This is a genomic window from Stenotrophomonas sp. 1337 (assembly GCF_031455455.1).
GTDB lineage: Bacteria > Pseudomonadota > Gammaproteobacteria > Xanthomonadales > Xanthomonadaceae > Stenotrophomonas > Stenotrophomonas indicatrix.
Genome location: NZ_JAVDSR010000013.1, coordinates 1 through 26595 on the forward strand (window position 1 = coordinate 1; position 26595 = coordinate 26595).

The 26595-nt window shown below is 66.8% G+C and carries 20 protein-coding genes; 13 read left to right on the forward strand and 7 right to left on the reverse strand.

What is annotated here, in order from left to right; all coding sequences use genetic code 11:
- Positions 1-212: 212 nt before the first annotated feature.
- Positions 213-1256: an oxidoreductase gene (locus tag J2X70_RS16645; RefSeq protein WP_309911285.1), complete on the reverse strand. Its 1044-nt coding sequence runs from the start codon at positions 1254-1256 to the stop codon at positions 213-215.
- Positions 1257-1444: 188 nt separating this feature from the next.
- Between J2X70_RS16645 and J2X70_RS16650 the strand changes: the two genes are divergently transcribed.
- The 4 genes from J2X70_RS16650 to J2X70_RS16665 all read left to right on the forward strand — a co-directional run bounded on the left by J2X70_RS16650 (position 1445) and on the right by J2X70_RS16665 (position 5799).
- Positions 1445-1828 (forward strand): BON domain-containing protein, encoded by a 384-nt coding sequence (locus J2X70_RS16650; protein WP_025878697.1) that lies wholly within the window; start codon positions 1445-1447, stop codon positions 1826-1828.
- Positions 1829-2028: 200 nt separating this feature from the next.
- Positions 2029-3846, forward strand: coding sequence for an ATP-binding protein (locus J2X70_RS16655; RefSeq protein WP_025878696.1), 1818 nt, complete (start codon positions 2029-2031; stop codon positions 3844-3846).
- Complete coding sequence (locus J2X70_RS16660) at positions 3843-4283, forward strand: response regulator (RefSeq protein ID WP_025878695.1); 441 nt, start codon at positions 3843-3845, stop codon at positions 4281-4283. The genes J2X70_RS16655 and J2X70_RS16660 overlap by 4 nt, the downstream gene beginning before the upstream one ends.
- 4 nt (positions 4284-4287) lie before the next feature.
- Positions 4288-5799, forward strand: coding sequence for a hybrid sensor histidine kinase/response regulator (locus tag J2X70_RS16665; RefSeq protein ID WP_032975381.1), 1512 nt, complete (start codon positions 4288-4290; stop codon positions 5797-5799).
- Positions 5800-5870: 71 nt separating this feature from the next.
- Here J2X70_RS16665 and J2X70_RS16670 read toward each other — a convergent pair whose 3' ends face one another.
- Positions 5871-6614 carry a 20S proteasome subunits A/B gene (locus J2X70_RS16670; protein WP_025878693.1) on the reverse strand — a complete coding sequence of 248 codons (744 nt, stop codon included), beginning with the start codon at positions 6612-6614 and terminating at the stop codon, positions 5871-5873.
- A gap of 93 nt (positions 6615-6707) precedes the next feature.
- Between J2X70_RS16670 and folK the strand changes: the two genes are divergently transcribed.
- Entirely contained in the window at positions 6708-7193 is a 486-nt protein-coding gene (gene folK, locus J2X70_RS16675) for a 2-amino-4-hydroxy-6-hydroxymethyldihydropteridine diphosphokinase (protein WP_025878692.1), read from the forward strand.
- 76 nt (positions 7194-7269) lie between these two features.
- Here folK and J2X70_RS16680 read toward each other — a convergent pair whose 3' ends face one another.
- Positions 7270-8007 carry a pteridine reductase gene (locus tag J2X70_RS16680; RefSeq protein ID WP_025878691.1) on the reverse strand — a complete coding sequence of 246 codons (738 nt, stop codon included), beginning with the start codon at positions 8005-8007 and terminating at the stop codon, positions 7270-7272.
- Between the two features lie 59 nt (positions 8008-8066).
- Between J2X70_RS16680 and J2X70_RS16685 the strand changes: the two genes are divergently transcribed.
- Complete coding sequence (locus tag J2X70_RS16685; RefSeq protein ID WP_140227680.1) at positions 8067-9251, forward strand: SAM-dependent methyltransferase; 1185 nt, start codon at positions 8067-8069, stop codon at positions 9249-9251.
- Positions 9248-9640, forward strand: coding sequence for a membrane protein (locus tag J2X70_RS16690; RefSeq protein ID WP_025878689.1), 393 nt, complete (start codon positions 9248-9250; stop codon positions 9638-9640). Before J2X70_RS16685 ends, J2X70_RS16690 begins: the two co-directional genes overlap by 4 nt.
- Before the next feature lie 498 nt (positions 9641-10138).
- Here J2X70_RS16690 and J2X70_RS16695 read toward each other — a convergent pair whose 3' ends face one another.
- The 3 genes from J2X70_RS16695 to J2X70_RS16705 form a co-directional block, all read right to left on the reverse strand.
- Positions 10139-12496, reverse strand: coding sequence for a family 20 glycosylhydrolase (locus J2X70_RS16695; RefSeq protein ID WP_309911290.1), 2358 nt, complete (start codon positions 12494-12496; stop codon positions 10139-10141).
- 112 nt (positions 12497-12608) lie between these two features.
- Positions 12609-15272 (reverse strand): TonB-dependent receptor, encoded by a 2664-nt coding sequence (locus J2X70_RS16700; RefSeq protein ID WP_309911292.1) that lies wholly within the window; start codon positions 15270-15272, stop codon positions 12609-12611.
- 142 nt (positions 15273-15414) lie between these two features.
- On the reverse strand, positions 15415-16431 hold the full coding sequence (locus J2X70_RS16705; RefSeq protein WP_033832013.1) for a glucokinase family protein: 1017 nt from the start codon (positions 16429-16431) through the stop codon (positions 15415-15417).
- A gap of 384 nt (positions 16432-16815) precedes the next feature.
- Here J2X70_RS16705 and J2X70_RS16710 point away from each other — a divergent pair, with 384 nt between their 5' ends.
- From J2X70_RS16710 to J2X70_RS16735, 6 genes are all read left to right on the forward strand, one after another.
- Positions 16816-18108, forward strand: a complete 1293-nt coding sequence (locus J2X70_RS16710; protein ID WP_059065118.1) for a sugar MFS transporter — start codon at positions 16816-16818, stop codon at positions 18106-18108.
- A gap of 39 nt (positions 18109-18147) precedes the next feature.
- Positions 18148-19215, forward strand: a complete 1068-nt coding sequence (locus J2X70_RS16715; RefSeq protein ID WP_025878684.1) for a LacI family DNA-binding transcriptional regulator — start codon at positions 18148-18150, stop codon at positions 19213-19215.
- A gap of 7 nt (positions 19216-19222) precedes the next feature.
- Positions 19223-20251: an SIS domain-containing protein gene (locus J2X70_RS16720; protein ID WP_025878683.1), complete on the forward strand. Its 1029-nt coding sequence runs from the start codon at positions 19223-19225 to the stop codon at positions 20249-20251.
- Positions 20251-21399 (forward strand): N-acetylglucosamine-6-phosphate deacetylase, encoded by a 1149-nt coding sequence (nagA, locus tag J2X70_RS16725; RefSeq protein WP_309911295.1) that lies wholly within the window; start codon positions 20251-20253, stop codon positions 21397-21399. The genes J2X70_RS16720 and nagA overlap by 1 nt, the downstream gene beginning before the upstream one ends.
- 2 nt (positions 21400-21401) lie before the next feature.
- Positions 21402-22469 (forward strand): heparan-alpha-glucosaminide N-acetyltransferase domain-containing protein, encoded by a 1068-nt coding sequence (locus J2X70_RS16730; protein ID WP_309911297.1) that lies wholly within the window; start codon positions 21402-21404, stop codon positions 22467-22469.
- A 316-nt stretch (positions 22470-22785) separates the two neighbouring features.
- Complete coding sequence (locus tag J2X70_RS16735) at positions 22786-25830, forward strand: autotransporter domain-containing protein (protein ID WP_309911299.1); 3045 nt, start codon at positions 22786-22788, stop codon at positions 25828-25830.
- Positions 25831-26012: 182 nt separating this feature from the next.
- Here the strand turns inward: J2X70_RS16735 and J2X70_RS16740 are convergent, their stop codons facing one another.
- On the reverse strand, positions 26013-26435 hold the full coding sequence (locus J2X70_RS16740; RefSeq protein WP_080149838.1) for a hypothetical protein: 423 nt from the start codon (positions 26433-26435) through the stop codon (positions 26013-26015).
- Positions 26436-26595: the final 160 nt, after the last annotated feature.

Consider the following 26595-nt stretch of genomic DNA (forward strand, 5'->3'; position numbering starts at 1 on the left):
GAAACTAAAGGGCCTGAGCCCGGTAAAGTACCGGGAACAGGTCGCGCTGGCTGCCTGATCCCCAACTGTCCAACTTTAGGGGGTCACTTCATGGACGGGTTTACGGCGTCCCCCGCAACCGGACCCACCCCGCCATCCCACGGAATGCCCGCTTTTGACGTTGACGTTGACGTTGACGTTGATTCGGCAGGTGCAGGGCGCAGCCCTGCCGATCACCCCACCTGCACCCGCCGCCCTTCGCGCGCGCTATCCATCCCCGCCTGCAGCAGCCGCATCACCTGCAGCGCCTGCTGCGCGCTGACCGTCGGCTCGCCCTCACCCTGCATCGCCGCCGCGAAGTCGGCATACAGGCGCCGGTAGTCGCCCGGCAGGTTGTCCACGGTGCTGCGCAGGACGTTGTCCTCCGCATCGCAGTGCAGCAGCTCGCCGTGGCGCGGATCGATACCCCATCCCGGCGCACCTGGCGCGATGCCGCGACGCAGCTGCCCCTCCTGCACGTCCAGGCCCTGCTTGATCCAACTGGCCCGCGTGCCATGCACGGAAAAACGGGGGGCAGGCGCAGCGACCAGTGAACCGGCATGCACGATCGCGCGAAGGCGCGGGTAATGCAGTACGGCGTGGAAATAGTCGACGCCGCTGCCGCCTTCGCGCTGCACCGCAAGGTCCGCATCGATCGCCTGCGGGCAGCCGAACAGCACCAGCATCTGGTCCAGCAGGTGCGGCCCCAGGTCGTACCACAGGCCGCTGCCCGGCCCGTCCTGCTCGCGCCAGCGTTCGCGCACCTGCGGACGGTAGCGGTCGAAATGTGCGTGGCATTCGGCGATGTCACCGAGCGTGCCGTCGGCCAGCAGCGCCTGCAGGGTCAGGAAGTCCGCATCGAACCGCCGGTTCTGGAACACGGTGGCGATGCGTCCAGCATCGCGCGCTGCGGCCAGCACCTGTTCGGCTTCGCGCACGCTCACGGCGAACGGTTTGTCCACCAGCACATGCTTGCCGGCGGCGAGCGCGGCGATGGCCAATGGCGCGTGCTGTTCGTTCGGCGTGGCGATGACCACCGCATCTACTGCCGGGTCATCGAAGACCTCCTGTGCGGTAGCGCGTACGTGGACGTCGCTGAAGGTGCGCAGCAGCGTATCGCGCTGCGAACTGACCACGCTGTGCAGGGCCAGCCCCGGCGTGTGCTGGATCAGCGGGGCGTGGAAGACGCGGCCGGCAAGGCCGTAGCCGATCAGGGCCAGTTGCAGCTCAGGGCGCATGGGAGGACTCCGCGCAGATCGTGAAGTGCAGGACAGGAACCTCAGGGTAAACGAGATGACTACGCGCCCGGAAGCTGAACCATTCCCGCTGCGGGTGCGCCCATTCACGTGAGCGTGACCGCAGCGCCACGCCTGCACTACAAGCACTTGGCGACACTGGGCGCACCAACCAGTAGGAGAACCAAACGATGAGCACCACGACCCGTACGCTGTTGGCTTCCGCCCTCACCCTGGGCCTGGCGCTGTCCTCCTCGGCCGCATTCGCCCAGGACGCCGCAGCGAAGAGCCCGCCGAAAACCGATCATTCGGCGATGACCCATGCAGACCGCCATGATTCCAACGAGCCGGTCACCGACAGCTGGATCACCACCAAGGTCAAGGCCGATCTGCTCGCCAGCAGCAATGTGCCGGGTACCGAAGTAAAGGTGGAGACGGTCAATGGCGTGGTCAGCCTGAGTGGCACCGTTGCCACCAAGGCCGAGCATGACAAGGCCATCGCCACCGCCAAGGGCATCAAGGGCGTGACCCGCGTTGATGCCGCCGCACTGAAGGTCAGTGCCGCCAAGCGTTGATCGACGCCGCAGGTTATCGGCAGGGGCGCTCCCACGGGGGCGCCCCTGTTTTGTGCTGTGGCGCCTGCTCGATACGTGCTGGTGGGCGCCCCGGCGAATGACCCATTGCCCCAGAGATGTGACCGGCTGCGCTATATTGCCGGTTCCGCCGTGGCCGGTCCTGCCCGGATCGCACTCCCCGGCTGAGCTGACGAGGAACTATGGCGCTGGTTTTCAGTGATGACATCTGGGATCGCTGGCGACTGCCTGCTTTGGCACTGGCAGCGGCAGCCATCATCGTGGTCCCGTGGTTGACCCTGCGCAAACTGCAGCAGGACAACGAACTGGCCATGGGCTGGGTGACCCATACCCAGCAGGTGACCGTGGCCCTGCAGCAGCTGCAGACCGACGTGCGCGACATCGAATCTGCTGCGTTGACGCTGTCCAAGGGCGTGGACGCGCCGGGCCTGCGCGAGCGCATGGGCAAGGCCAATGACATCCCCGAGCGTCTGGCCGAACTGGGCCGGATGACCCGCGACAATCCCGACCAGCTGATCCGCATCGGCCGCATCCAGTCGATGCTGGAAGGCCGGCTGGGGGTTGCGCGTGAACTGGCGAAGTCCGAGCCGAACAGCGACCAGCGCGAGCTGGTGCAGGACCTGAGCACGCGCTACCCGATCCGCGGCCTGGTGGAAGAGCTGCAGGCCAGTGAGGAAGCGCTGCTGGCCCAGCGCACCGCGCAGGCGGAGCGACAGAAGCGGCAGACCAACTTCGTGTCGTGGAGCTCGCTGCTGGTGCAGCTGGCACTGCTCGGCCTGGTGCTGTGGCTGCTGCAACGGCAGATCGGCCGCCGCCTGCAGGCAGAGCGGCAGTCGCAGCGCGCAGCGGCACGCGCAGCGTCGGTGCTGCAGACCGTGCGCGAACCGATCGTGCTGCTGGATCGCGAGCTGCGCGTGCAGCTGCACAATCCCGCGTTCTCCGAGTTGTACGGGCTGCAGGATGAGCGCGCAGACGGCCTGCTGCTGGAAGACGTAGGCGAGGGCGCGTGGCGTGACCCGGTGGTGCGCCAGCGTCTGGCCGATGTGTTGCTGCGCGGCCGCGAACTGTGGGATTTCGAACACGAACAACGCACCGTCGACGGCATGTCCCGTTACATGCTGCTCAACGCCCGGCGTATGCCGCTGCCTGACACCGACGATGAAGTGGTGCTGCTGACCGTCAGCGATGTGACCGTGCAGCGTGCGGTGCAGACACGTGTTGAAGAACTGAACCGGCAGCTGGAGGGCAAGGTTGCCCAGGTCTCGGAGGTCAACCGCGAACTGGAAGCGTTCAGCTACTCGGTGTCGCACGACCTGCGCGCGCCGCTGCGCCATGTCGCCGGTTTCTCGGACAAGCTGTCGCGCCATCTGGGCGAGGCTGCCGACGAGAAGAGCCAGCACTACCTGGGGGTGATCTCCGGTTCAGCGCGGCGCATGGCCACGTTGATCGACGACCTTCTGGTCTATTCGCGCCTGGGCCGCGTGGCGATGCGCCAGCAGACCGTGGACATGCAGTCGCTGGTGGCCGATACGCGCGCGATGCTCGACGCGAACGTGCAGAGCGAAGCCGAGAGCAGTGGCCACGCCCATCAGGTGGAGTGGAGCATCGCGCCGCTGCCGATCGTGGTGGGCGACGAAAACATGCTGCGCCAGGTCTGGCTGAACCTGCTGGGCAACGCGGTGAAGTATTCAGCCAACCGCGAGCCGGCCAAGGTCCGCGTGGACTACCAGCAGCAGCCCGATGGCGGTCATCAGTTCACGGTCAGCGACAATGGTGCAGGCTTTGACATGGCCTACGCCGGCAAGCTGTTCGGTGTATTCCAGCGCCTGCACAAGGCCAGCGACTATCCCGGCACCGGTATCGGCCTGGCCAGCGTTCGCAGGGTGCTGACCCGCCATGGCGGCCGCATCTGGGCCGAAGCCGCACCGGATGCCGGCGCCACCTTCCACTTCTATCTTCCCCCCGTGCTCGACACGGACAAACAGGGCCCCATCGCATGACGACGCTGCGCACCATCCTCCTGGCCGAAGACAGCCCGGCCGACGCCGAAATGGCGATCGATGCGCTGCAGGAAGCGCGCCTGGCCAATCCCATCGTGCACGTCGAAGACGGCGTGGAAGTGATGGATTACCTGCTGCGCCGCGGCGCCTTCGCCAGCCGCGAAGAGGGCCTGCCGGCGGTGCTGCTGCTGGACATCAAGATGCCGCGCATGGATGGCCTGGAAGTGCTGCGGCAGATCCGCGAACACGATGAGCTGAAGCGGTTGCCGGTGGTGATCCTGTCCTCCTCGCGCGAGGAAAGCGACCTGGCCCGCAGCTGGGACATGGGCGTGAACGCGTACGTGGTCAAGCCGGTGGACGTGGACCAGTTCTTCGGCGCAGTGCAGACCTTGGGCAAGTTCTGGGCACTGATCAACCAGGCTCCGGAGATCGAGTAGGCCCATGCCCCTGACCGGTCCCGCGCTCGGCGCATTGCGCATCCTGCTGGTGGAAGATTCCCCGGAGGATGCGGAGCTGATGTCCGAACAGATGCTCGATGCAGGCCTTGAGGCCACCTTCGAGCGTGTCGAGAGCGCGGACGACCTGCGCCATGCGTTGGCGCGCTTTCAGCCGGACATCGTGCTGTCCGACCTGAGCATGCCCGGTTTCTCCGGCGACGACGCGCTGCGCATCGTGCGCGATGCGTTGCCGGAGGTACCTTTCATCTTCGTCTCTGGCACCATGGGCGAGGAGAATGCGGTGGCGGCCCTGCAGAAGGGAGCCAACGACTACATCATCAAGCACCAGCCGGCGCGCCTGCCGTCGGCCGTGGCGCGCGCGGTGCGTGAGGCACGCAGCGCCATCGAGCGCTCGCGGGTGGAAACCGAGCTGATGCGCGCGCAACGGCTGGAAAGCCTGTCGTTGCTGGCCGCCGGGCTCAGCCACGATCTGCGCAACATCCTGCAGCCGCTGCTGATCATGCCGGACCTGCTGAAGGCGCGTACCGAAGATCCGCAGCTGCACCACCTGGCCGACGTGATCGCCGAGTGCGGTCGCCGTGGCCATGAGATGGCCGAATCGATGCTGTCGTTCGTGCGTGGCTCGCGCAAGGCCAGCGAACGCATCCACATCGATGACCTGTTCCAGGCCGTGGCGCTGCTGTTGCGCAGCAACGTGCCCGATGGCGTCCGCCTGGACCTGGTGGTCGAGGATGAGGGGCTGGTGGTCGATGCCAACTACACCGAGTTGCAGCAGGTGTTGTTGAACCTGGCGCTCAACGCGATCCAGGCGATGCCCCAGGGTGGCAACCTGAGCCTGACCGCCAGCCATGGTGGCCAGCGCGATGGCGAGGACTGGCTGCGCATCGCGGTGGTCGATGAAGGCACCGGCATGGATGCGGACACGTTGTCGCACCTGTTCAACCCGTTCTTCACCACCAAGGCCGATGGCACCGGGCTGGGCCTGATTTCCTGCAAGCGCATCGTTGAAGGTGCCGGTGGCAGCATCCACGTCGACAGCCAGCTGGGGCGGGGCACCTGCTTCGAGCTGCGCTTGCCGATGCATGCCAGCGCCGAGGGCGGCGAACCGATCGAACAGCTGGTGGCACTGGGCAGTGGCCAGTCGATCCTGGTGGTCGATGGTGAAGCCACCCGCCTGTCGCTGCTGGGCAATGCACTGTCCAGCCAGGGTTATCAGCTGCAGTTGGCCTCCGATGGCCCGGCTGCGCTGCGCTGGATGCAGCAGGAGGCGATGCCGGCGCTGGTGATTGCCGATGCCGGCTCCAAGCTCTTGTCGGCCAGCCAGCTGCTGGGCGAAATGGCCACGCTCGGCTACCGCGGCCCGGCGCTGGTGCTGGAAGACGCTGCCGGCGAGATGCCGGAAGATGTGTTCCCCGCTGGCATCGAGGTGCACCTGCTGCGCAAGCCGCTGCAGATGCAGCAGGTGTTCCGCGCGGTGGCCGACGCGCTGGGCTGAAACAGGGGTAGTGCCGGGCGCTGGCCGGCATCTGTGGTCGGATCATTGCGGTTGCCGGCCATGGGCCGGCACTACCGGTCCTGGGGTTCCCACGGGAACCGCGGCAGGCTTTCCACCGCCTGTTCCAGCCGTCGCGACCAGTTCTGGTGGATGTCCGCATACAGCGGCGAATCGGCGCCCAGCCGCAGCTGCTGGCTGATCCGCAGTTCGCCGGCGCGCAGCAGCGCCAAGTCGACCGGCAGGCCCACCGACAGGTTGGAACGGATGGTCGAATCCAGCGAGACGATCGCCGTGCGTGCGGCATCTTCCAGGCGCGTGGACGGGGTCAGGATGCGGTCCAGGATCGGCTTGCCGTACTTGGACTCACCGATCTGCAGATAGGGTGTCTCCGGCGAGGCGGCAATGGCGTTGCCCAGCGGATAGACCATGTACAGGCCAGGCTGTTCACCGGCAATCTGTCCACCGAAGATCAGCGTCGCCTGGGTGTTCACCCCGTCGTGGCCATGCTCGGTGTGCTGGCTCTGCACCTGGCTGTCCACCAGCAGGGAGCCGACGTAGGCCGCAGCCTCGAACAGATGGGCCATGTCGCGCAGGTTCGGCGTGCGCCGCTCCTCGGCATCGCGCTTCAGCCGCGACACCAGCAACTGGGTCGTGGCCAGGTTGCCAGCGGCCATCACCACATAGGCGGCCTGGCCGGGATATTCGAACACGTGCAGTTTGCGGTGCACGCGGACATCGTCCAGCGCGGCATTGGTGCGGGTGTCGGCGGCGAAGACCAGGCCCTCGTCCACCTCGATTCCAACGCAATAGGTCATGTCGGTGCCCTATCATATGCGTCCCGGATTGTAGGCAGGCCGTTGTGACGATGGCATGCCCGCGCTCCACCTGATTGCCGTCACCGGAACCGCATGACCACCGTGCTCCTGAGCCTGGGCAGCAACGTCCATCCCCGCCGCTACCTCCACGCTGCGGTGGCGGCCCTGCGCGAGCGCTTTGGCGCGCTGCAGGTGTCTGCCGCCTACCGCACCGCTGCCGTCGGTTTCGACGGTCCGGCCTTCCTCAACAACGGCGTTGCCCTCGAGACCGACCTGCCGCTGCAGGAACTGGATGACTGGCTGCATGCGCTGGAAGATGCACATGGTCGTGACCGCAGCGGCCCGCGCTTCTCCGACCGGACCCTGGACGTCGATGTGGTGTTCTATGGCGACCTGGTGGTGGAGGGCCCCGGCCATCTGCGCATTCCGCGCCCGGAACTGAAGCATGCCTTCGTGCTGAAGCCGCTGGCTGACATCGCCCCGGACTTCGTCGATCCGGTCAGCGGCCTGGACCTGGCCACGCTGTGGCGCGCGCACAAGCAGTTTGGTGAAGCGTTCGAGGTCGTGGACCTGGAATGACGGGTTGTTGTTGCCGCTGCGCTCGCCGGGCATGGCCCGGCGCTACCGGTAGTGCCGGCCGCTGGCCGGCAACATTTCAGCTGACCGTACGCCCACCATCCACGCGCAGGGTGTGACCAGTGACGAAGCTGGCCTCGGCCGCCAGCCAGTACACCGCTTCGGCGATTTCTTCGACGGTGCCGATCCGCGCCAGCGGCGTGCGCGCCAGCAGCGCCTCGCGGGCGAAATCGTCCTTGCCCTGTTCCGGCCACAGGATCGCACCGGGTGCCACCGCGTTCACCCGCACCTTCGGCGCCAGTTCCAGCGCCAGCGAGCGGGTGGCCATTTCCAGCGCGGCCTTCGCCATCGTGTAAGCGATGTGGTCGCGCATCGGGTCGGTGCCGTGCAGGTCGGTCAGGTTGACGATGCAGCCGTGCTGGCGGCGCAGGTAAGGCGCGGCGGCCTGGGCCAGCAGCAGCGGCGCGCGCGCGTTGACCGCGTACAGCTCGTCCATCGCCTCGGCGGTGACCTGGCCGAGCGGGGTGGGGAAGAAGTTGGAGGCGTTGTTGACCAGCGCATCCAGGCGGCCGAAGTGGGTGACCGCCTGCTCGACCAGATCGGCCAGGGCATCGGCGTCGCGCAGGTCGGCCTGCAACGCCAGCACGCTGCCGGGGCGCTCGTTGTCCAGGTTGAAGGCGGCCTGCTGCAGTTCGGCGCTGGAGGTATGGGCGTGCAGCACCACCGACCAGCCACAGGCGTGGAACTGGCGGGCGATGGCCGCGCCGATCCGGCGTGCGCTGCCGGTGATCAGGGCCACGGGGGCGGTGTCACTCATCGAGGGTCCTCCAAGGCTCGGCTATCCTGTGCACCATTGTCACCGCATTCGAAGACGCCATGCAGCCTACCTTCCCCCTGCCCGAAGCCGATGCCCTGGCCCACAGCGATCAACTGGCCGCCGCCCTGCGTGCCGAGATCCTCGCACAGGGTGGGGCGATGCCGTTCTCCCGCTTCATGGAGCTGTGCCTGTACACGCCGGGCTGGGGCTACTACAGCGCCGGTGCCAGCAAATTCGGCGGCAGCGGCGATTTCACCACCGCACCGGAACTCGGCAGCCTCTTCGCCGGCAGCGTGGCCAATGCACTGGCGCCGGTGTTCGGCCAGCTCGATGCGCACGCACGGATGCTGGAACTGGGCGGCGGCACCGGTGCCTTCGCCGAGGCGGTGCTGCTGCGCCTGGCCGAGCTGGAGGCGCTGCCAGCCCGTTACGCGATCCTCGAACCCAGTGCGGACCTGCGCCAGCGCCAGCAGGAGCGCCTGCAGCAGAACCTGCCGCCCGAACTGGCCAGCCGGGTGGAATGGCTTGATCGTCCGTTCGAGGACGACTGGGACGGCGTGGTGTTCGCCAACGAGGTGATCGATGCGCTGCCGACACCGCGCTTCCTCATCAAGGACGGCGAGGTATACGAGGAAACCGTCGAACTGGACGGGCAAGGCAACTTCATCCGTGGCGCACAGCCGGCCGACCTGCTGCTCAACGGCGCGGTGCGCCATCTCGAGCGCTACCTGGAAAAGCCCTTTGCCGACGGCTACCGTTCCGAAGTGCTGCCGCAGCTGCCGTACTGGCTGCAGGCGGTGGCCGGTGGCCTGCGGCGCGGCGCGATGCTGTTCGTGGACTACGGCTACAACCGTGGCGAGTTCTACCAGGAAGAACGCGATGACGGCACCGTGCGCGCGTTCTACCGTCACCACGTGCACAACGAGATCCATCGTTGGCCGGGCCTGCAGGACATCACCGCATCGGTCGATTTCACTGCCATGGCCGAGGCCGGCCTGCACGGCGGATTTGAATTGGCCGGGTACTGCAGCCAGGCCAGTTTCCTGCTCGGCAACGGCCTGGACCAGGTACTGGCCCTGGCCGAGGAGCGCACCGATGAAGTGGGCCGTATCCAGTTGCGCGACCAGGTGAAGAAGCTGACCCTGCCAACGGAGATGGGCGAGCGTTTCCAGGCCATTGGCCTGCAGCGCGACGTCGATTTCGAACCGGCCTTCGAACTGGGCGACCTGAGCTGGCGCCTGTGAGTGCAGCGTTGCCGGTGATCAAGCCGCTGCGGCGGCCGCGACTGTGGACCGCGTTGTGGGTGTTGGCGGTGCTGACGGTGATCGTGGTCTGCCTGATTCCGCCGCCGCCGATCCCGCTGCCGGAAAACAGCGACAAGGGCGAGCATTTCCTGGCCTATTTCATCCTGGCCGGAAGCGCGGTGCAGCTGTTCCGGCGTGGCCGTCCACTGCTGTGGGTGGGTGCCGGCCTGGTGCTGATGGGCGTCGGCATCGAGTTCGCGCAGGGCGCGTTGACCAGCAACCGCATGGCCGATCCGATGGATGCGGTGGCCAACACCGTTGGCGTGTTGGCGGGGATGGCTACCGCATTGACCCCGCTGCGCGACATGCTGCTGCGCTGGCGGGGGTAAGGCAGCCAGGCATGGCCTGGCTCCGCGGTAGATCCACGCCATGCGTGGATGAATCTCGCCGGCGCCAACCAAGGTTGGCGTCTACCAAGGCAGCCAGGCATGGCCTGGCTCTACAGTAGATCCACGCCATGCGTGGATGGATCTCGCCGGCGCCAACCAAGGTTGGCGTCTACCAAAGGCAGCCAGACATGGCCTGGCGCTACAGTAGATCCACGCCATGCGTGGATGAATCTCACCGGCGCCAACCAAGGTTGGCGTCTACCGAAGGCAGCCAGGCATGGCCTGGCTCTACGTTAGATCCACGCCATGCGTGGATGAATCTCGCCGGCGCCAACCAAGGTTGGCGTCTACCAAAGGCAGCCAGGCATGGCCTGGCTCTACAGTAGATCCACGCCATGCGTGGATGGATCTCGGCGGCGCCAACCAAGGTTGGCGTCTACCAAAGGCAGCCAGGCATGGCCTGGCTCTACGGTAGAGCCACGCGATGCGTGTCCGCCGCTATTTCCCCAGCGTCACCTCATCCAGCACCCACATCGCCGGGCGCGTGTCGCCGGTGAAGTTGATGCACAGATCGCCCGTGCCCGAGGTGCCCTTCGGCAAAGCCGCACGCAGGGTCACGAAGCCGTCGGCATCGGTCTGCGCCGGCAGCGGCACCTGCGCCAGGACCTTGCCGGTGCAGTCACCGCGACGGATCAGCATTTCGCCGTGCGCGCTCCGGGCCTTTTCGAAGCGACGCTTCGGCTCGTCGTGGGCCAGCTGGAAGTAGTACGGAATGCGGCCTGCACGCACTTCCACGCTGCCGATGCCATCCAGCTGTGCCTGCGGCCAACGCCAGCACGGCTGGAAGATGTCGACGGTGAACACCGCACGCGCACCTTCGCGCGGACCATCATCTTCCAGGCGCAGTACCAAGCCCTTCTCGCCGACGCAGCTGCGCAGTGCTTCGCTGTGCCGCGACAGCAGCGACTGCGCGGTGTACGACGCCACCGTCGGCTTCGCAGCCAGCGGCTGGCCCTGGTAGAAGGCGGCAGCCTGCACCGTCGCCGGCAGCGTGGACGTCAGTGGCTGCCGGTACAGCGGCGATTGCGCGGTCACCGGCTTGCCGTCGCTGCTGTAGCGCACTTCATAGCCCAGTGGATTGGCCAGCGACACGGTCACCGTGTTCGCCGCGCGGTCATCGGTGTAGGCCACGCCTACTTCGAACGGCGTCTGCGCGTAGGCCAGGCCCCAGGCCCGATAGCGCTGCAGCTGCGAGGGCAGGCGTGCCAGGAAGTCGCGGAAATCGCGATGCTCCGGCGTGCTCCAGCCGGTCTCGGCCACGGCGGCCAGGCGCGGGAACAGGTTGTGCTGCAGACGCGCGTAGGTGCGCGTGTGCTCGGTGAACATGTTCGCCTGCAGGCCGAGGATGTGCCCGCGCTTGTCGGCGGCCAGTTCGGCCGGCACCGGTTCGTAGTTGTAGAGCTTGGCCAGGTTCACCTGCGTCGGCCGGCCCGGCGGTTCGTTCGGCGAGGACGTCTGCAGGTAATCCAGGTACAGATGGCTGACCGGCGACATCACCACATCGTGGCCGGCGCTGGCCGCAGCAAGGCCGCCTTCGGTGCCGCGCCAGGACATTACCGTGGCCTGCGGCGGCAGGCCGCCCTCAAGGATTTCGTCCCAGCCGATCAGGCGGCGGTCGTGTTGTTCCAGGAAGGTTTCCAGGCGCTTGATGATGTGGCTCTGCATGGCCATCTCATCCTTGATGCCCAGCGCGCGCATGCGCTGCTGCACCTGTTTTGACGCCTCCCACTGGTCCTTCACCGCCTCGTCGCCACCCACATGCACATACCTGGCCGGGAACAGCTGGATCACTTCTTCCAGCACGTTTTCCAGGAAGGTAACGGTGCCGTCCTCGACGTTGAACAGGTTCGGGAACACGCCCCATTCGCTCAACGGCTTCAACGGCGTGTCGATCGTACCCAGTTCCGGATAGGCGGCGATGGCAGCGGTGGCGTGGCCGGGTACATCGATCTCCGGAATGACCTGGATATGCAGCTTGGCGGCGTAGGCGATCACTTCGCGGATCTGGTCCTGCGTGTAGAAGCCGCAGTACGGATGCTCCTTGCCACTGACCGGATCGATGCCGCCATCACCGGCCGGAAGGCGGCAGCTGCCGACTTCGGTCAGCTTCGGGTAGCGCTTGATCTCCATGCGCCAGCCCTGGTCGTCGGTCAGGTGCCAATGGAAGGTGTTGAGCTTGTGCGCGGCCATCGCATCGAGCACGCGCTTGATCTCGTCCAGGCTCTGGAAGTGCCGTGCCGAGTCGAGCATGAAGCCACGCCAGCTGAAGCGCGGCGCATCCTGGATCTGCACGGCCGGCAGCACGCCGTTGCTGCCGCCGGTGGCGAGCTGGGCCAGGGTGGTGGCGCCGTAGAACAGGCCGGTCTCGTTGCCGGCCTGCACCAGCACGCCCTGCGCGGTGCTTTCCAGCGTGTAGCCCTCGCCGCTGTCGCGGAAGGTCGGCACGATCTGGAAGCGGATGCTGTTGCCCTTGGCGGCGGCCTTGCCGTTGGCCACGGCCAGTCGCGGCCCCCCACTGCGCGCCAGCAGGTCGGCGAACTGTGCGGCCACGCGCTGTGCGGCTTCGCCATCGGCATGCAGCACGGTAGCGGCGCCCACGGTGATGCCCGCGCCGTTGCCGCGCTGCACGTTGGCCGGTGCGGGAATCAACATCAGGCTGCCGGCGCGCAGCTGCGGGCCAGGGCCGGTATCGAGTGCCGGGGCATCGGCGGCCAGTGCCGGCAGCACAGGCAGGGCGGCCAGCAGGCTGCCCAGCAACAGAAGGCTGCGCATCCTGGCGCGGGTGGGCTTCGTCATCGGAAGGACTCCTTGGATCGGGTGCGATGTTCGCTATACATGAAAAACGCCGGGCCCGGAATGACCCAGGCCCGGCGTGCGTGCACGACTCGGCGATGAGGCTGCCGCTGGATCAGTACTTGAAGCGGAAGTTCAGGTAGTACTGGCGACCGTTGCTGTAGAACGAGGTCGGAATGGCCGCGGTCTGGTAGTACTTGTAGGTCGGGTTGTTGAGGTTCAGGCCATCCAGGCTGATGCTCAGCCAGTCGGTGGCCTTGAAGCTCAGCGACGCCGACAGCGTGCCGAAGTCATCCTGGTAGTACGGGTTGGTGCCCGACAGGCTGATCAGGAACGAGGAACGGTGGGTATAGCTGACCCGTGCACCGAAGCGCTCGTTCTCGAAGTACGCGCCCACGTTGTAGGTGTTCTTCGAGGTGCCCAGCAGGTTGTGCGAACCATCGGACCAGGTGTGCGCGGTCGTGCCGTTGGCGTAGGTGTAGTTGGCGTTGACGCCGAAGTATTCGCCGATCGGCTGCTCATAGGCCACTTCCACGCCGGTGACCTTGCCGTCGGCATTGATCGGGGTGGAGATCTGGTAGGTCTCAAGCTGGTTGGTCAGTTCGCTGTACAGCTGGCGCGAGACGACGTCGAAGGCGATGTAGTCCTTCAGGTCCATGTGGTAGGCGCCGATCGACAACAGGCCGCGCGGCATGAAGTACCACTCCAGGTTGGCATCCAGGTTGGTGGACAGGGTCGGCTTGAGGTTCGGGTTGCCGCCGCCGCCGGTCCGGTTCAGGTCGGAACCGTACGAGGACGCGCCCAGTGCCGAGTAGTCCGGCAGGGTCTGGGTCTGCGACGCGGCCACGCGCAGCACGAGGTTGTCGTCCAGGTCGAACTTGATGTTGGCGCTGGGCAGCACGCGGTTGCGCTTGTTCTGGAAGGCCATGCGTTCCCACATGCCGAACAGGCTGCTGACATCCGCATCGGCAGCATTGCTGACGGCGTTGTAGGTATCGATGTCCTGCTTGATGTTGACGTAGCGCAGGCCCAGGTTGCCGCTCCACCAGTCACCGCGGAAGTTGGCCTGCACGTAGCCGGCGAAGTTCTTTTCCTTCACCTGCCACTCGGCGCCGTAGTTGTGGCGACCGGTCGGGCCGTCGTTGCCCGCCAGCCAGGTGGAGTTGTTGGTCACCGCATCCTTCAGCGCACCCGGGGTGAAGTACCAGATGTTGCGCGGGAAGGTGCCGCCGATATCGCCGGCAAAACCGTTCGGGTAGTTGGAGGTGGCGCCGTTCTTCAGTGCACTCCAGATGTCACCCGGGGTCGCGCCTTCCGGCGACAGCGCTTCGCGCTTGTGGTCGGCAAAGCGCACACCGAAATCGAGCGAGCTCAGCACGCCGCCGTCGTTGAAGTACTGGTTGAAGTCGAGCGTGGCCCACTTCTCCTTGTCTTCGGCGGTGACCTGCTGGTTGCCCCAGGTGCCGAAGCTGGTGACGCCGTTGGGCGAGAGGTCGCCGCCGACGTTCCAGTCGATCGGCGAGCCGCTGCCGTGCGTGGCCCAGCTGGCGCCACCGCCGCCGGCCAGGGTGACCTCGGCGATGTACTGGCGCGGGGTCTCACCGGTGCCCTTGGTGCTGCCGGCCTGGAACTTGGCGGTCAGGCTGTCGCTGATCTGCCAGTCGGCATCGAAGGTGACGTAGCTCGACTTGGCCTTCGACTCGCGGTAGATCATGTCGTACACCGCGTAGTTGGTGCCCGGCACGCCTGCGTAGGTGGCGTTGGTCAGCACGCCATCCTTGACCACATAGCCCGGGTTCGGCGCCTGCACCTTGGCGAAGCTGTTGCCGAACATCATGAAGTTGCGGTTGTAGTTGTTCGCCTTCAGCTCGGAGCTGAAACCATTCAGGCCCAGGGTGAGGGTGTCGGTCGGCTTGAACTGCAGCGAGACCAGGCCGCCCTTGCGCTCACGGGTCTGTTCGAACAGGGTCGAACCCAGCAGGCCGGGAACGTTGACGCCGATCAGGTCCGGATTGGTCAGGGCCACCGGGTCGTCGGCGCCGATCTTGAAGAAGCCACCCGGAATTTCCTGCGCTTCACGGCGCAGTTCGCGCTTCTGGCTGAAGCCCTGCACCATCACGCCGAAGGTGTTTTCTTCGTTCTTGTAGTTGAACAATGCCGAGTACTGCGGGTCGTTCGACTTGGCCTGGTCCGAGCGCACCATGCCGATCGAGCCTTCAGCGGTGAACTGCTTGGAGAACTCCAGCGGCTTGCGGGTGATGATGTTGACGGTACCGGTGGTGCCACCGTCCTGCAGCTTGGCCTGCGAGGACTTGTTCACTTCCACCGAGCTGACCAGTTCCGACGGCAGCAGCGAGTAGCTGACGCTGCGGCCGACGTTGTTGCCCTGGCTGAGCACGAACCAGTCGGCCGAACCGACGGTGTGGCCGTTGATCAGGGTCTGGGTGAGGCTGGGGCTGGTGCCGCGCAGGCTGACACGGTCGGCTTCGTCGAAGCCGCCCTCATCGGCGCTGGACGAGCTGATGTTGACGCCCGGCAGGCGCTGCAGGGTATCGGCGACGTTGTGCGCCGGCAGCTTGCCCACGTCTTCGGCGGTGACCACTTCCACGCGCGCATTGGCTTCGCGCTTGGTGTCCAGCGACTTCTCCATCGAACCGCGGATACCGGTAACGGTGACGGTGTCCAGATCGGTGGCGGTCGGGGCGGCCTGCTGCGCGTGCGCACTGAAGGCGATGCAGCTGACGATGGCGGCCGAAAGCAAGGTCTTGCGGGTATTCATGATGTCTCTCCTCATCACTCGATTGGATGCCGGCGGCGATATGGGATTGCGGTTGCGATGACGTGCGCGGGGCGGCGGCGATGTCCCGGCATTGGCGTGCCACGTACTGCGTGCTGCGATTGCGTTGAAGCCGATTGCAGGTTCAGGCGTCGGCGTGGAGCAGGTACCAGCTGGCAGCGCCGATCACGCCCAGCTGTCCGTGCTCGACCACCTTCACCGGGATGCGTGCCAGCGCCTCGCCCATCGGCCCCTTCTGCAGGTAGCGTTCGACGAAGGTGCTGGTACGCAGGTACTCGCGGATCTGCGGCAGGATCCCGCCGGCCAGGTAGACCCCGCCGTGGGCGCCATAGAACAGGGCCATGTCGCCGATGGTGCTGCCGAGCAGGCCGCAGAACACATCCAGCGCCTGACGCGCCAGCGGATCGGTGCCGGTCATCGCCGCAGCGGTGACCGCATCGGGGCTGGCCAGCGCCGGTGCCTGCCCCTGCAGCGCGCAGATCGCGCGGTACAGGTTCATCAGGCCGGGACCGGAAAGGGCATGTTCGATCGACACGTGCGCGCGGTCGCGCTGCATGTGGCGGACGATCGCCATTTCCAGTTCGGTGCTGGCGGCCAGGGTCGGCTGCCCGGCCTCGGTGGCCAGCACCACCGGGCCGTTGGCGGTGGGAATCCACAGCGCTGCGCCCAGGCCCGTGCCGGGGCCGACCACCAGGGTCGGGCCGCGCGGCGCCGTTTCCGGGCCGCACAGGTGCAGCACGCCGCTGGCATCGACCTGCGCGGCCGCGTAGGCCACCGCTTCGAAGTCGTTGACGATGTGCACCCGCTGCAGGCCGACGTCGGCCTCGATCTGCCGCGCCGACAACGGCCACGGCACGTTGGCGGTGATCACCGTGCCGTCTTCGCGGGCATAGCCGGCGGTGGCGACCACGCAATGCGACGGGCGCGGGCCTTCGGCCAGGAAGTCGGCGAGGATCGCGCTGAGCCCGGCGTGGTCGGCGTTGCGGTACTTGCGGTAATCGAGCACCTGCACCGGATGGGCATCGTCGCCGCTGGCCTGGACCCGGGCGACACGCACATGGGTGCCGCCAACGTCGGCAGCCAGGAACGAGGGCGCGACGCGGGACAGGACATGGGCCGGGGCGGGATGGCTGGCGGTCACGCGGGCTCCTGCTGCAGGTGAGGCCGGCCCCGGGAAGGGCAACGATGGAGCCGGCGATTGGGCGGAGTCTGTAACCGCGTTGACAACGATGTCAACGAGTTCGTGACACTTTCGTTGCTGCGCCGCAACGAATGCAGATCGCCGTAAACGTTTACATGGCGTGAGTACTGCATCCCGGGCGGAACCGTTGCAGCAAGGGGCTTCAAGGGCCAAGCGCATTCAGCGGATGGCCGTGCAACGCGCTTGCGCAGTGCAACATGAGGTGTGGTGACCCGCGCATGGAAGTTGACAAACGGTCGCTGTCCATCGAAAGAATGTGACAACGTTGTTCCCAGCCACTCTCCGACGCCGTGTTCTGCGGCCGTCGCCGCAGGAGCCTTCCTGATGTCAGCCGTCCCCGCTGCAAGCGCACGCCCGAACGTGGCCTCGTCCATCGCCATCGTCGGCGTGCTGTTCTTCCTGATCGGCTTCTTCACCTGGCTCAACGGCCCGTTGATCACCTTCGTCAAACTCGCCTTCGAGCTGAGCGAGGTCGGCGCCTTCCTGGTGCTGATGGTGTTCTACCTGTCCTACTTCTTCCTGGCCCTGCCGGCGTCGTGGATCCTGCGCCGCACCGGCATGAAAAAAGGCCTGAGCCTCAGCCTGCTGGTGATGGCCGGTGGTGCGGCGTTGTTCGGTGAATTCGCCACCCAGCGCTGGTATCCCGGTGCACTGGGCGGCCTGTTCGTGATCGGTAGCGGCCTTGCGCTGCTGCAGACCGCGATCAACCCGTACATCTCCATCCTCGGCCCGATCGAAACCGCCGCACGGCGCATCGCGATGATGGGCATCTGCAACAAGATCGCTGGCATCCTTGCGCCGATATTGATCGGCACCCTGGTGCTGCATGGCATCGGTGATCTCGACGCTCAGGTGCAGGCCGCCGATGCGGCCACCAAGGCCACGCTGCTCAACCAGTTCGCGGCCAAGATCCACGCGCCGTATCTGGCCATGGCCGGTTTGCTGGTGCTGCTGGCGGTGGCGGTATTGTTCTCGCCGCTGCCCGAAATCAAGGCCTCCGAGGCCAATGCCACTCCGGCCGGCGTGCCAGGCAAGGCCGAGCGCAGCAGCATCTTCCAGTTCCCGCATCTGTGGCTGGGCGTGCTCTGCCTGTTCGTCTACGTCGGCGTGGAAGTAATGGCCGGAGATGCCATCGGTACCTACGGTCATGGCTTCGACCTGCCGCTGGACCAGACCAAGATGTTCACCGCGTTCACCCTGTTTGCGATGCTCATCGGCTACGTGGTCGGCCTGGTGTTGATCCCGCGAGTGGTCTCGCAGTCGCGCTACCTGACCATCTCGGCGGTACTGGGCGTGCTGTTCTGCCTGGGCGCCTTCTTCACCCACGGCTATGTGTCGGTCGCCTTCGTGGCGCTGCTGGGCTTTGCCAACGCGATGATGTGGCCGGCGATCTTCCCGCTGGCGATCCGTGGCCTGGGCCGCTTCACCGAAACCGGTTCGGCGCTGCTGGTCATGGGCATCGCCGGCGGCGCGATCATTCCGCAGCTGTTTGCCGTGCTCAAGCAGCACATCGACTTCCAGCTGGTGTTCCTGCTGCTGATGGTGCCCTGCTATCTGTACATCCTGTTCTACTCGGTGGTCGGCCATCGCGTCGGCCTGCCGCAGGACAAGGTCTGATCGGCGATGATGGACGGCAGCCAACCCCAGGAAAAGCCGATGCGCAGAGCGACCATCAAGGACGTTGCCGAAAAGGCCAAGGTCTCGCTGAAGACGGTGTCGCGGGTGATCAACAACGAGCCCTCGGTGATGCAGGCCACCCGTGCGCGGGTGCTGCGTGCCATTGCCGAGCTCGACTACGAACCCGATCCGTCGGCGCGCAACCTGCGCAGCGGCACCACCTTCGTGATCGGGCTGGTGTACGACAACCCCAACCCGTACCACATCATCGGCGTGCAGAACGGCGTGCTCGCGGCCTGCCGCGAAACCGGCTTCGGCCTGCAGATCCATCCGTGCGATTCCAGTTCGCCGCTGCTGGCCGATGAACTGGCCGACTGGGTGCAGCGCTCGCGCCTGGCCGGGCTGGTGCTGACCGCACCGATGTCCGAACGTCGCGACCTGGTCCAGGCGCTCACCGCGCGCGGCATCAAGCTGGTGCGGATCATTGCCGCCACCGAAGATCCGGCCGATGGCGCCTGTGTGTTCGTCGACGACCGCGAAGCCGCCTATGAAATCACCGAGCACCTGATCCAGCTGGGCCACCAGCGCATCGGCTTCCTCTGGGGTGGCACCTCGCACCGTTCTTCGGGCGAACGCTACGCCGGTTACGAGGCCGCGCTGAAGGACTACGGCATGACCGTGGACAAGCATCTGGTGGTGCAGGGCGACTACACCTTCGACGATGGTTTCCGCGGTGCGCGGCGCCTGCTGGCACTGCGCGAACCGCCCACCGCCATCTTCGGTTCCAACGATGAAATCGCCGCCGGCGTGCTGGCCGCAGCGAAGTCGGCCGGCATGAACGTGCCCTACGACCTGTCCATTGCCGGCTTCGAGGACAGTCCGTTCTCGCGCCAGTCGTGGCCGCCGCTGACCACTGCCAAGCAGGCCACCGAAGACATCGCCCGCCATGCCGCGCGCCTGCTGATCGCACAGCTGCGCAGCGATGCCTACGACGATGCGCCGGCGCCGCTGCACAACCAGGGCTTCGTGCCGCAACTGGTGGTGCGCGGCTCGACCGCACCGATGCGTCCTGCCGCCGCGCGTCCCCTTCCTTCCGATCCTTCCTGAGCCTGCCATGTCGCTGTCCGATCCCACCGCCACCCTGATGTTCGCCGAGGCTGCCGAAGCGGCCGAGGTCGTTGCCCGCCAGTTCGCCCGCAACCACGCCGTGATGGAGACGCTGGCAGCCAGCCTGCGCGCTGCGCCGCCGCCGTTCGTGGTGACCTGCGCACGTGGCAGCTCCGACCATGCCGCGACCTACGGCAAGTACCTGCTGGAAACCCAGCTGGGCCTGGTCGTTGCCTCGGCCTCGCCATCGGTGGGCTCGGTCTACGCGGCACCGCTTCAGCTGCGCGGTGCGTTGTTCATTGTCATCTCGCAGTCCGGCAAGAGCCCGGACCTGCTGCGCAATGCCGAAGCGGCCAAGGCCGCTGGCGCGCGCGTGGTGGCGCTGGTCAACGTCGAGGATTCTCCGCTGGCACAACTGGCCGACACGGTCATTCCGCTGCATGCCGGCGTGGAGAAGAGCGTGGCGGCGACCAAGAGCTACCTCGCTTCGTTGTCCGCGCTGCTGCAGCTGGCCGCGTACTGGAAGCAGGACAGCGCGCTGCGCAACGCTCTGGACCTGCTGCCCGATGCGATGCGCGAGGCCTGGCAGTGCGACTGGAGCGCGGTGACCGATGGCCTGGTGGAGGCCAACAACCTGTTCGTGCTCGGCCGTGGCCTCGGCCTGGGCGCGGCGCAGGAAGCGGCGCTGAAGTTCAAGGAAACCTGCAGCCTGCATGCCGAGGCCTACAGCTCGGCCGAGGTCAAGCATGGTCCGATGGCGCTGGTCGATCGCGGCTTCCCGGTGCTGGCCTTTGCCCAGCCCGATGAGACCGGCGCCGGTACCCGTGCCGTGGCTGAAGAGTTCACCGCACGTGGCGCCAAGGTGTGGCTGGCCGGTGCCGGCGGCAACCTGCCGGTCGCTGCCGCGCCGCATCCGCTGTGCGCGCCGCTGCTGACGGTGCAGAGCTTCTATCGCGCGATCAATGCACTGGCGCTGCGCCGTGGCTTCAACCCGGATCTGCCGCCGCATCTGAACAAGGTGACGGAGACGGTGTGATGGCAACCGTCCTGCGCAATGCCCGCATTCTTGCCGGCGATGAGTTCCGCGATGATCTTGCGGTGGTGATCGAAGACGGCCACATCAGCGCGCTGCTGCCCGACGCGGCGCCGCAGCTGGGTACGGCCGACGAGCAGGTGGATCTGGGCGGTGGCTGGCTGCTGCCCGGCTTCATCGATGTACAGGTCAATGGCGGTGGCGGCGCGCTGTTCAACAACACGCCCGACGTCGAGTCGCTGCGTACGATTGCCCGTGCGCATCGCCGCTTCGGCACCACGGCGATGCTGCCGACCCTGATCAGTGACGGCGTGGTCGTGATGCGCGAGGCGATCGGCGCGATGCGCCAGGCGATCGCACAGGGCGTGCCCGGCGTGATCGGCATCCACCTGGAAGGCCCGTACATCGCACCGGCGCGCAAGGGCACGCACGATGCCAGCAAGTTCCGCGTGCCGGACGAGCAGGAAATCGAACTGGCGTCGTCGCTGGACAACGGCGTGACCCTGCTGACCCTGGCGCCCGAGCGCGTGCCGCTGGAGACCATCCGCGCGCTGGTCGAGCGCGGTGTGATCGTCGCCGCTGGCCACACGGCCGGCACCTATGAAGAGATCCGTGCCGGCCTCGATGCCGGCGTGCGTGGCTTCACCCATCTGTACAACGCGATGTCGCCGCTGCAGGGCCGCGAACCCGGCGCAGTCGGCGCGGCGCTGGAAGATCGCGACAGCTGGATCGGCATCATCGTCGATGGCGTGCACGTGCATCCGGCCAGCCTGCGGGTGGCGCTGGCGGCCAAGCCGCGTGGCCGCCTGCTGCTGGTGACCGACGCGATGCCGCCGGTCGGTGCCGACGATCCGAGCTACGTGCTGTATGGCGAAACCATCACTGCCATCGACGGCGTGGTGCGCAACGCGGCCGGTTCGCTGGCCGGTTCGGCGCTGGACATGGCCACCGCCGTGCGCAACACCGTGCAGTTGCTGCGCCAGCCGCTGGCCGAAGCCGCGCGCATGGCATCGACCTATCCGGCGCAGTTCCTCAATGTCGATGATCGCCTGGGCTACATCGCCGAGGGCTACCAGGCCGACCTGGTGCTGCTGGACGACGCGCTGCAGGTGCGTGGTACGTGGATCGCCGGCCAGTACGAGGCGGCCTGACGATGAGCAGCGCGCCGCCACGCCGGTTGGGCTCGATCGACGCCCTGCGCGGCATGACCGTGGCGGCGATGCTGCTGGTCAACAACCCAGGCGACTGGAGCGCGGTGTTCGCACCGCTGCGCCATTCCGACTGGCACGGCTGTACGCCGACCGACCTGGTGTTCCCGTTCTTCCTGTTCCTTGTTGGCGTGTCGATGGCCTTCAGCGTCGCACCGCGCGCGCTGGATCCGGCCGCACGGCCTGCGCTTGCACGTGGCGTGCTGGAACGCGCGCTGCGCATCGCCGTTGCCGGTGTGCTGCTGCACCTGCTGGTGTGGTGGGCACTGCACACGCACCATTTCCGCATCTGGGGCGTGCTGCAGCGCATTGCGCTGTGCGCGGCCGTGGTGGGCGTGCTGGCGGTGTATGCGCGCCCGCGCGTGCAGGCGGCCGCGCTGGTGGCGCTGCTGGTGGGCTACGCCGCGCTGCTGCTGGGCGTGGGTGACCTGGCGCCGTGGACCAACCCGGCCAGTCGCCTGGATACCACCTTGTTCGCGCCATGGATCTACCAATGGCAGGCCGATACCGGCCTGGGCCATGACCCGGAAGGATTGCTGAGCAGTCTGGGCGCATTGGCCAGCACCGTGCTGGGCCTGCTGGCCGGGGGCCTGCTGCGCAGTGGCCGCGCCGGTGCATTGGCCGCGCTGGGTGCGGTCACCGCCGTGCTTGGCCTGCTGCTGGCAACCATACTGCCGCTCAACAAGCAGCTGTGGACGCCCAGCTACGTGCTGTGGACCGGCGGCCTGGCCGCGCTGGCATTGTGGCTGGGCCACCTGCTGATCGACCGCAAGGGATGGCCGGCACTGGGCCGGCGCTTCGGCGTCAATGCCATCACCGCCTATCTGGGGGCCTCGGTGATGTCGGTGATCCTGCTGGCCACCGGCGCCTGGGGTTGGGTCTGGCAACAGTTGGCCGCAGCGATGCCACAGGCGCTGGAGCTGGCCTCGATGCTGCAGGCGTTGGCGTTCGTCGCGCTGTGGTGGGGCGTGGCGTGGTGGTTGGACCGGCGTCGCATTTATCTGAAGATCTGAGCGCGGCAAACATCGTGGAGAAAGGCCCATCCACGCATGGCGTGGATCTACTGGGCATGGCCCATCCGGGTGTGGATCCATGGCTATCCAGGTGTGGCATGCCCGCTGTGCCATGCGTGGATGTTCCATCCCGGGCGATGGGAAATGAATCGGTTCATCGACATGCGGGCTGCGTGACTACTTCCCGGTTTCACAACGAAAGCGTGACCGACTGCCGATAAGTTCACCTATCGAAACCATTCATGGCAGGGCAGACTGCATCGGCAGTGTCGTACAGAGCATCCGCAGTTCCTGATCCCCGACCCAGGAGTGCTGTATGTCCCATGTCGTCCCGCGCGGGTTCCGCCAGCGCCGCTTGACCGTTTCCCTGCTGCAGATCCTGGCGATGCCCTCGCTGCTCGCCCTGTCCGCCCCTGCCGCCTGGGCCGGGTGCGACGCGACGGCTCCCGTGGCCGGGCAGACCGTCACCTGCAGCAGCACCGCCCCCAATCCCGAGACAGCAGCCATCAGCGCCAGTGGCGCGACGGGCATCACCGTGAATGTTGGCAATGGCGCGCAGCTGCAGCAGGCCGGCGCGGGCAGCGCCGTCTCCCTGCTCGGCGCGGGCGGGCACGTGCTCACCAATCTCGGCACCATCAGCTCGGCGAGCGGTACCGCGGTACAGCTTGGCGGCGGCAGCCGCGTCGACAACACCGGCAGCATCAGTTCCGGCAGCGGTATCGCACTGCAGTTCAGCGGTGCCGGCGACAGCGAGCTGGTCAACCGCGGCACCATCAGTGGCAGCAGCGGCGTGCAGTTCGGTGCCGGCAACGATCGTCTGCAGATGCTGGCCGGCAGCATCAGCGGCGGCGTGCAGCAGGGCGATGGCAACGACGTGCTGCTGCTCAGCGGCGGCACCATCGACAGCCTCGACCAGGGCAATGGCGATGACCAGCTGACCGTCAACGCCGGCACCATCACCGGGCTGGTGACGCAGGGCAGTGGCCGCGATGATTTCGTCATGACTGGCGGCACCATCGGCGCCCTGCAGCAGGGCGACAACATCGACACCTTCCGCATGAGCGGTGGCCGCATCGTTGGCGCGTTCGAAGATGGCGACCAGGCGTGGATGACCGGCGGCCGCATCGGCCGCGTCAACATGAAACTGGACAAGAACCTGTGGGACATGTCCGGCGGCACCGTCGACGGCAACGTGGTCACCGGCTTCGACACCGACACCATCATCATCTCCAACGACGCCTACATCGGCGGCAACATCAGCGTCAGTGGCGGCGCCGACAGCGTCACCATCACCGGTGGCACGGTGCGTGGCCAGGTGCTGCTGAGCACCGGCAACGACACCTTCAACTGGAATGGCGGCGGCATTGTCTACGGCGCCATCGACATGGGCCCCGACGATGACGTCGCGACCCTGGGCAATCTCAACCAGGCCAACCTCGGCGCTGTACCGCTGTTCGATGGTGGCACCGGCAGCGATCGCCTCAGCTTCAACAACGTCAAGACCGCTGGCGTCGGACGCTTCCAGAACTGGGAAGCGATCAGCCTGGCCAGCAGCACCGAGCTCACCTTCGATGGCGACCTGGTGCTGGGCGACAGTGCCACCGGCACCGGCAGCTTGAACGTGGACGAGACCAGCACGCTGTTCGGCGGTGGCGGCAACCATGCGATCCGTCCGTTCGCGACAGCTGCGCTGGTGAACATGGTCAACGCCGGACGCATTGATCTGACCAACAACAGCGGCGCCGGCGATGCCTTCACCATCCGTGGCAACTATCGCGGCGACGGCGGTGGCGTGTACCTGCAGACCGTGCTGGGTGCGGACGACTCAGCCAGCGACCGCCTGGTCTTTGATGGCGGCACCGCCACCGGCAGCACCGGCCTTGGCATCATCAACACCGGTGGCGGAGGAGCGGCCACGCTGGTCGACGGTATCCTGGTGGTGCAGGCGCTGAACGGCGCAACCACCGCGCCAGGCGCGTTCTCGTTGTTCGCACCGGTCTCGGCCGGTGCCTACGAGTATTTCCTGTTCAAGGGCGGCGTCAGCGCCGGCACCGGCGAGAACTGGTACCTGCGTTCGACATTGGCGGCCGGGCCGACGCCCGCGCCGAACGGCGGCGGCGAAGTACTGCCACCGCCACCGCCGACGCCCCCGGTGGCGCCACCACCGCCGATTCCCCCGGCACCCCCGCCGCCGCCAGAGGGTGCCACCGATCCGGACCTGACCGCAGGCGAGACCGCACCGCCGCCACCGCCGCCGGAACCTGCGCCCGTAGCGCCGCCCAGTGATCCACCCGTACCGGACGTGCCGGTGGCCGGTGGCAGCCTGCCCGGTACCGGTTCGCCGCCGCCCAGTGCGGGGGCAAGGCCCGCCGCGCCGAACGAGAACGGCCTGGTGCCGCTGTATCGCCTGGAGACCGCGGCCTACGCCGTGGTGCCACCGCTGCTGCGCGAGACCTCGCTGGCCAGCCTGGGGACCTTCCATGAGCGCCAGGGCGAACAGCGACTGCTGTACAACCAGGGCGCCTTCCGCACGGCATGGGGACGGCTGGTCGGGCAGAGCAGCGAGATCCACTGGAAAGGCGATGCACGGCCCGGCTTCGATGGTGACGTGATGGGTGTGCAGGCAGGCCTGGATGTGTGGGCTGCCAGCGGTGACAGCCACCGCAACCAGATCGGCGTGTTCGTCGGCCGTACCCGCGCCGATGGCAGGATCACCGGCCTGGCCGTGGGCTGGGACAACGTGTTGGTCGGCCAGAGCCGGTTGGACGACAAGCACGTGGGCCTGTACTGGACATTGACCGACAGCAGCGGCGGCTACATCGACGCGGTGGCGATGCAGAGCCGCTACGACGGCCGCACGCGCTCCTCGCGCGGGCTGGGCATCGACCTCAAGGGCGATGGCACCACGCTGTCGCTGGAAGCGGGCAAGCCACTGCTGCAGTTCGGGCAGTCATCGTGGTGGCTGGAACCGCAGCTGCAGGTGATCTGGCAGCGCAGTTCACTGGATGACCAGCGTGATCTGGTGTCCACCGTTTCCTTCGACAACGACAACGCCTGGACCGGCCGCGTCGGCCTGCGCCTGGCGGGCGATTACCAGTTGGCCGACAACGGCTGGCAGCCGTACTTCAAGTTGAACTACTGGCATGGCCGTTCAGGCGAGGACCGCATCCTGTTCGACAGCGACGCGATCATCAATTCGCAGCGCTCGCGTGCTGTGGAGGCCGGTGTCGGCGTGGTCGGGCGCTTCAACCGCACGATCAGCGCGTATGCCGTGGCCGACTACACCCGCGAGGTTGGTGGCAGCGACAACGGCAAGCGTCGCATCATCGAAGGCAACATCGGCCTGCGCGCGGACTGGTGACGACCTTCGCTTGGGTGGGTGTCGACCTTGGTCGACACGAATCCAACCGACGCCATGACCCGCTCTGGTGGGTGTCGACCCAGGTCGGCACGAATCCCCCCGGCGCCATGATCCGCTCTGGTAGGTGTCGACCTCGGTCGACACGCCCTGGCTACCAATCAAGCAATCCCAACGCCGCTGCATCACAACGGCGAACGCCCCAGCAACGCGCCCGCGTGATCGGCCAGCAGCTGCACCGCGTGCAACAGCCCTTCCTCCGTCAGCGGCGGGCACTGCGCTTCCACGTCGTCCAGTTCACGCGCCGCCTGCGTCGCCAGCAGCACACCTCCCAGCGCCGACAACGCCAGCAGGCAGCGCGTGGTGCAGGCCAGATCGCGCGCCCGCGCCGGCGTGATGCGCAGTTCCGTCCACGGCTCGCCGTCAGCGGCGTGGCAGCGCGTGACGTCGCGCAGCCGCTTGAAGAAGGCGGGCGTGGGGGCAGCTTCATCGGCTTCGGCCAGCGCGTCTTCCAGCGCTTCGGCGGTGGCGTTGGGCAGCTGCAGGTCGGGCAGGGCATCACCCAGCAATGTATGCAGGCGCGGATAGGTGGGGTGGAGCGTGGTCATGGCAACAACCTCACAGGGCTGGGCCACCTGCGGGATGCAAGGTGGCGGGCGGTGCGGGTTGGCGTGCCGGTGAAGCTTTCCAGAGGAAATGAAGCCGGCGGATCCGGAAGATCCCCTCGCACCGCCCGCCGCAGAACGACGGACGGTGCATTGTTCGGTC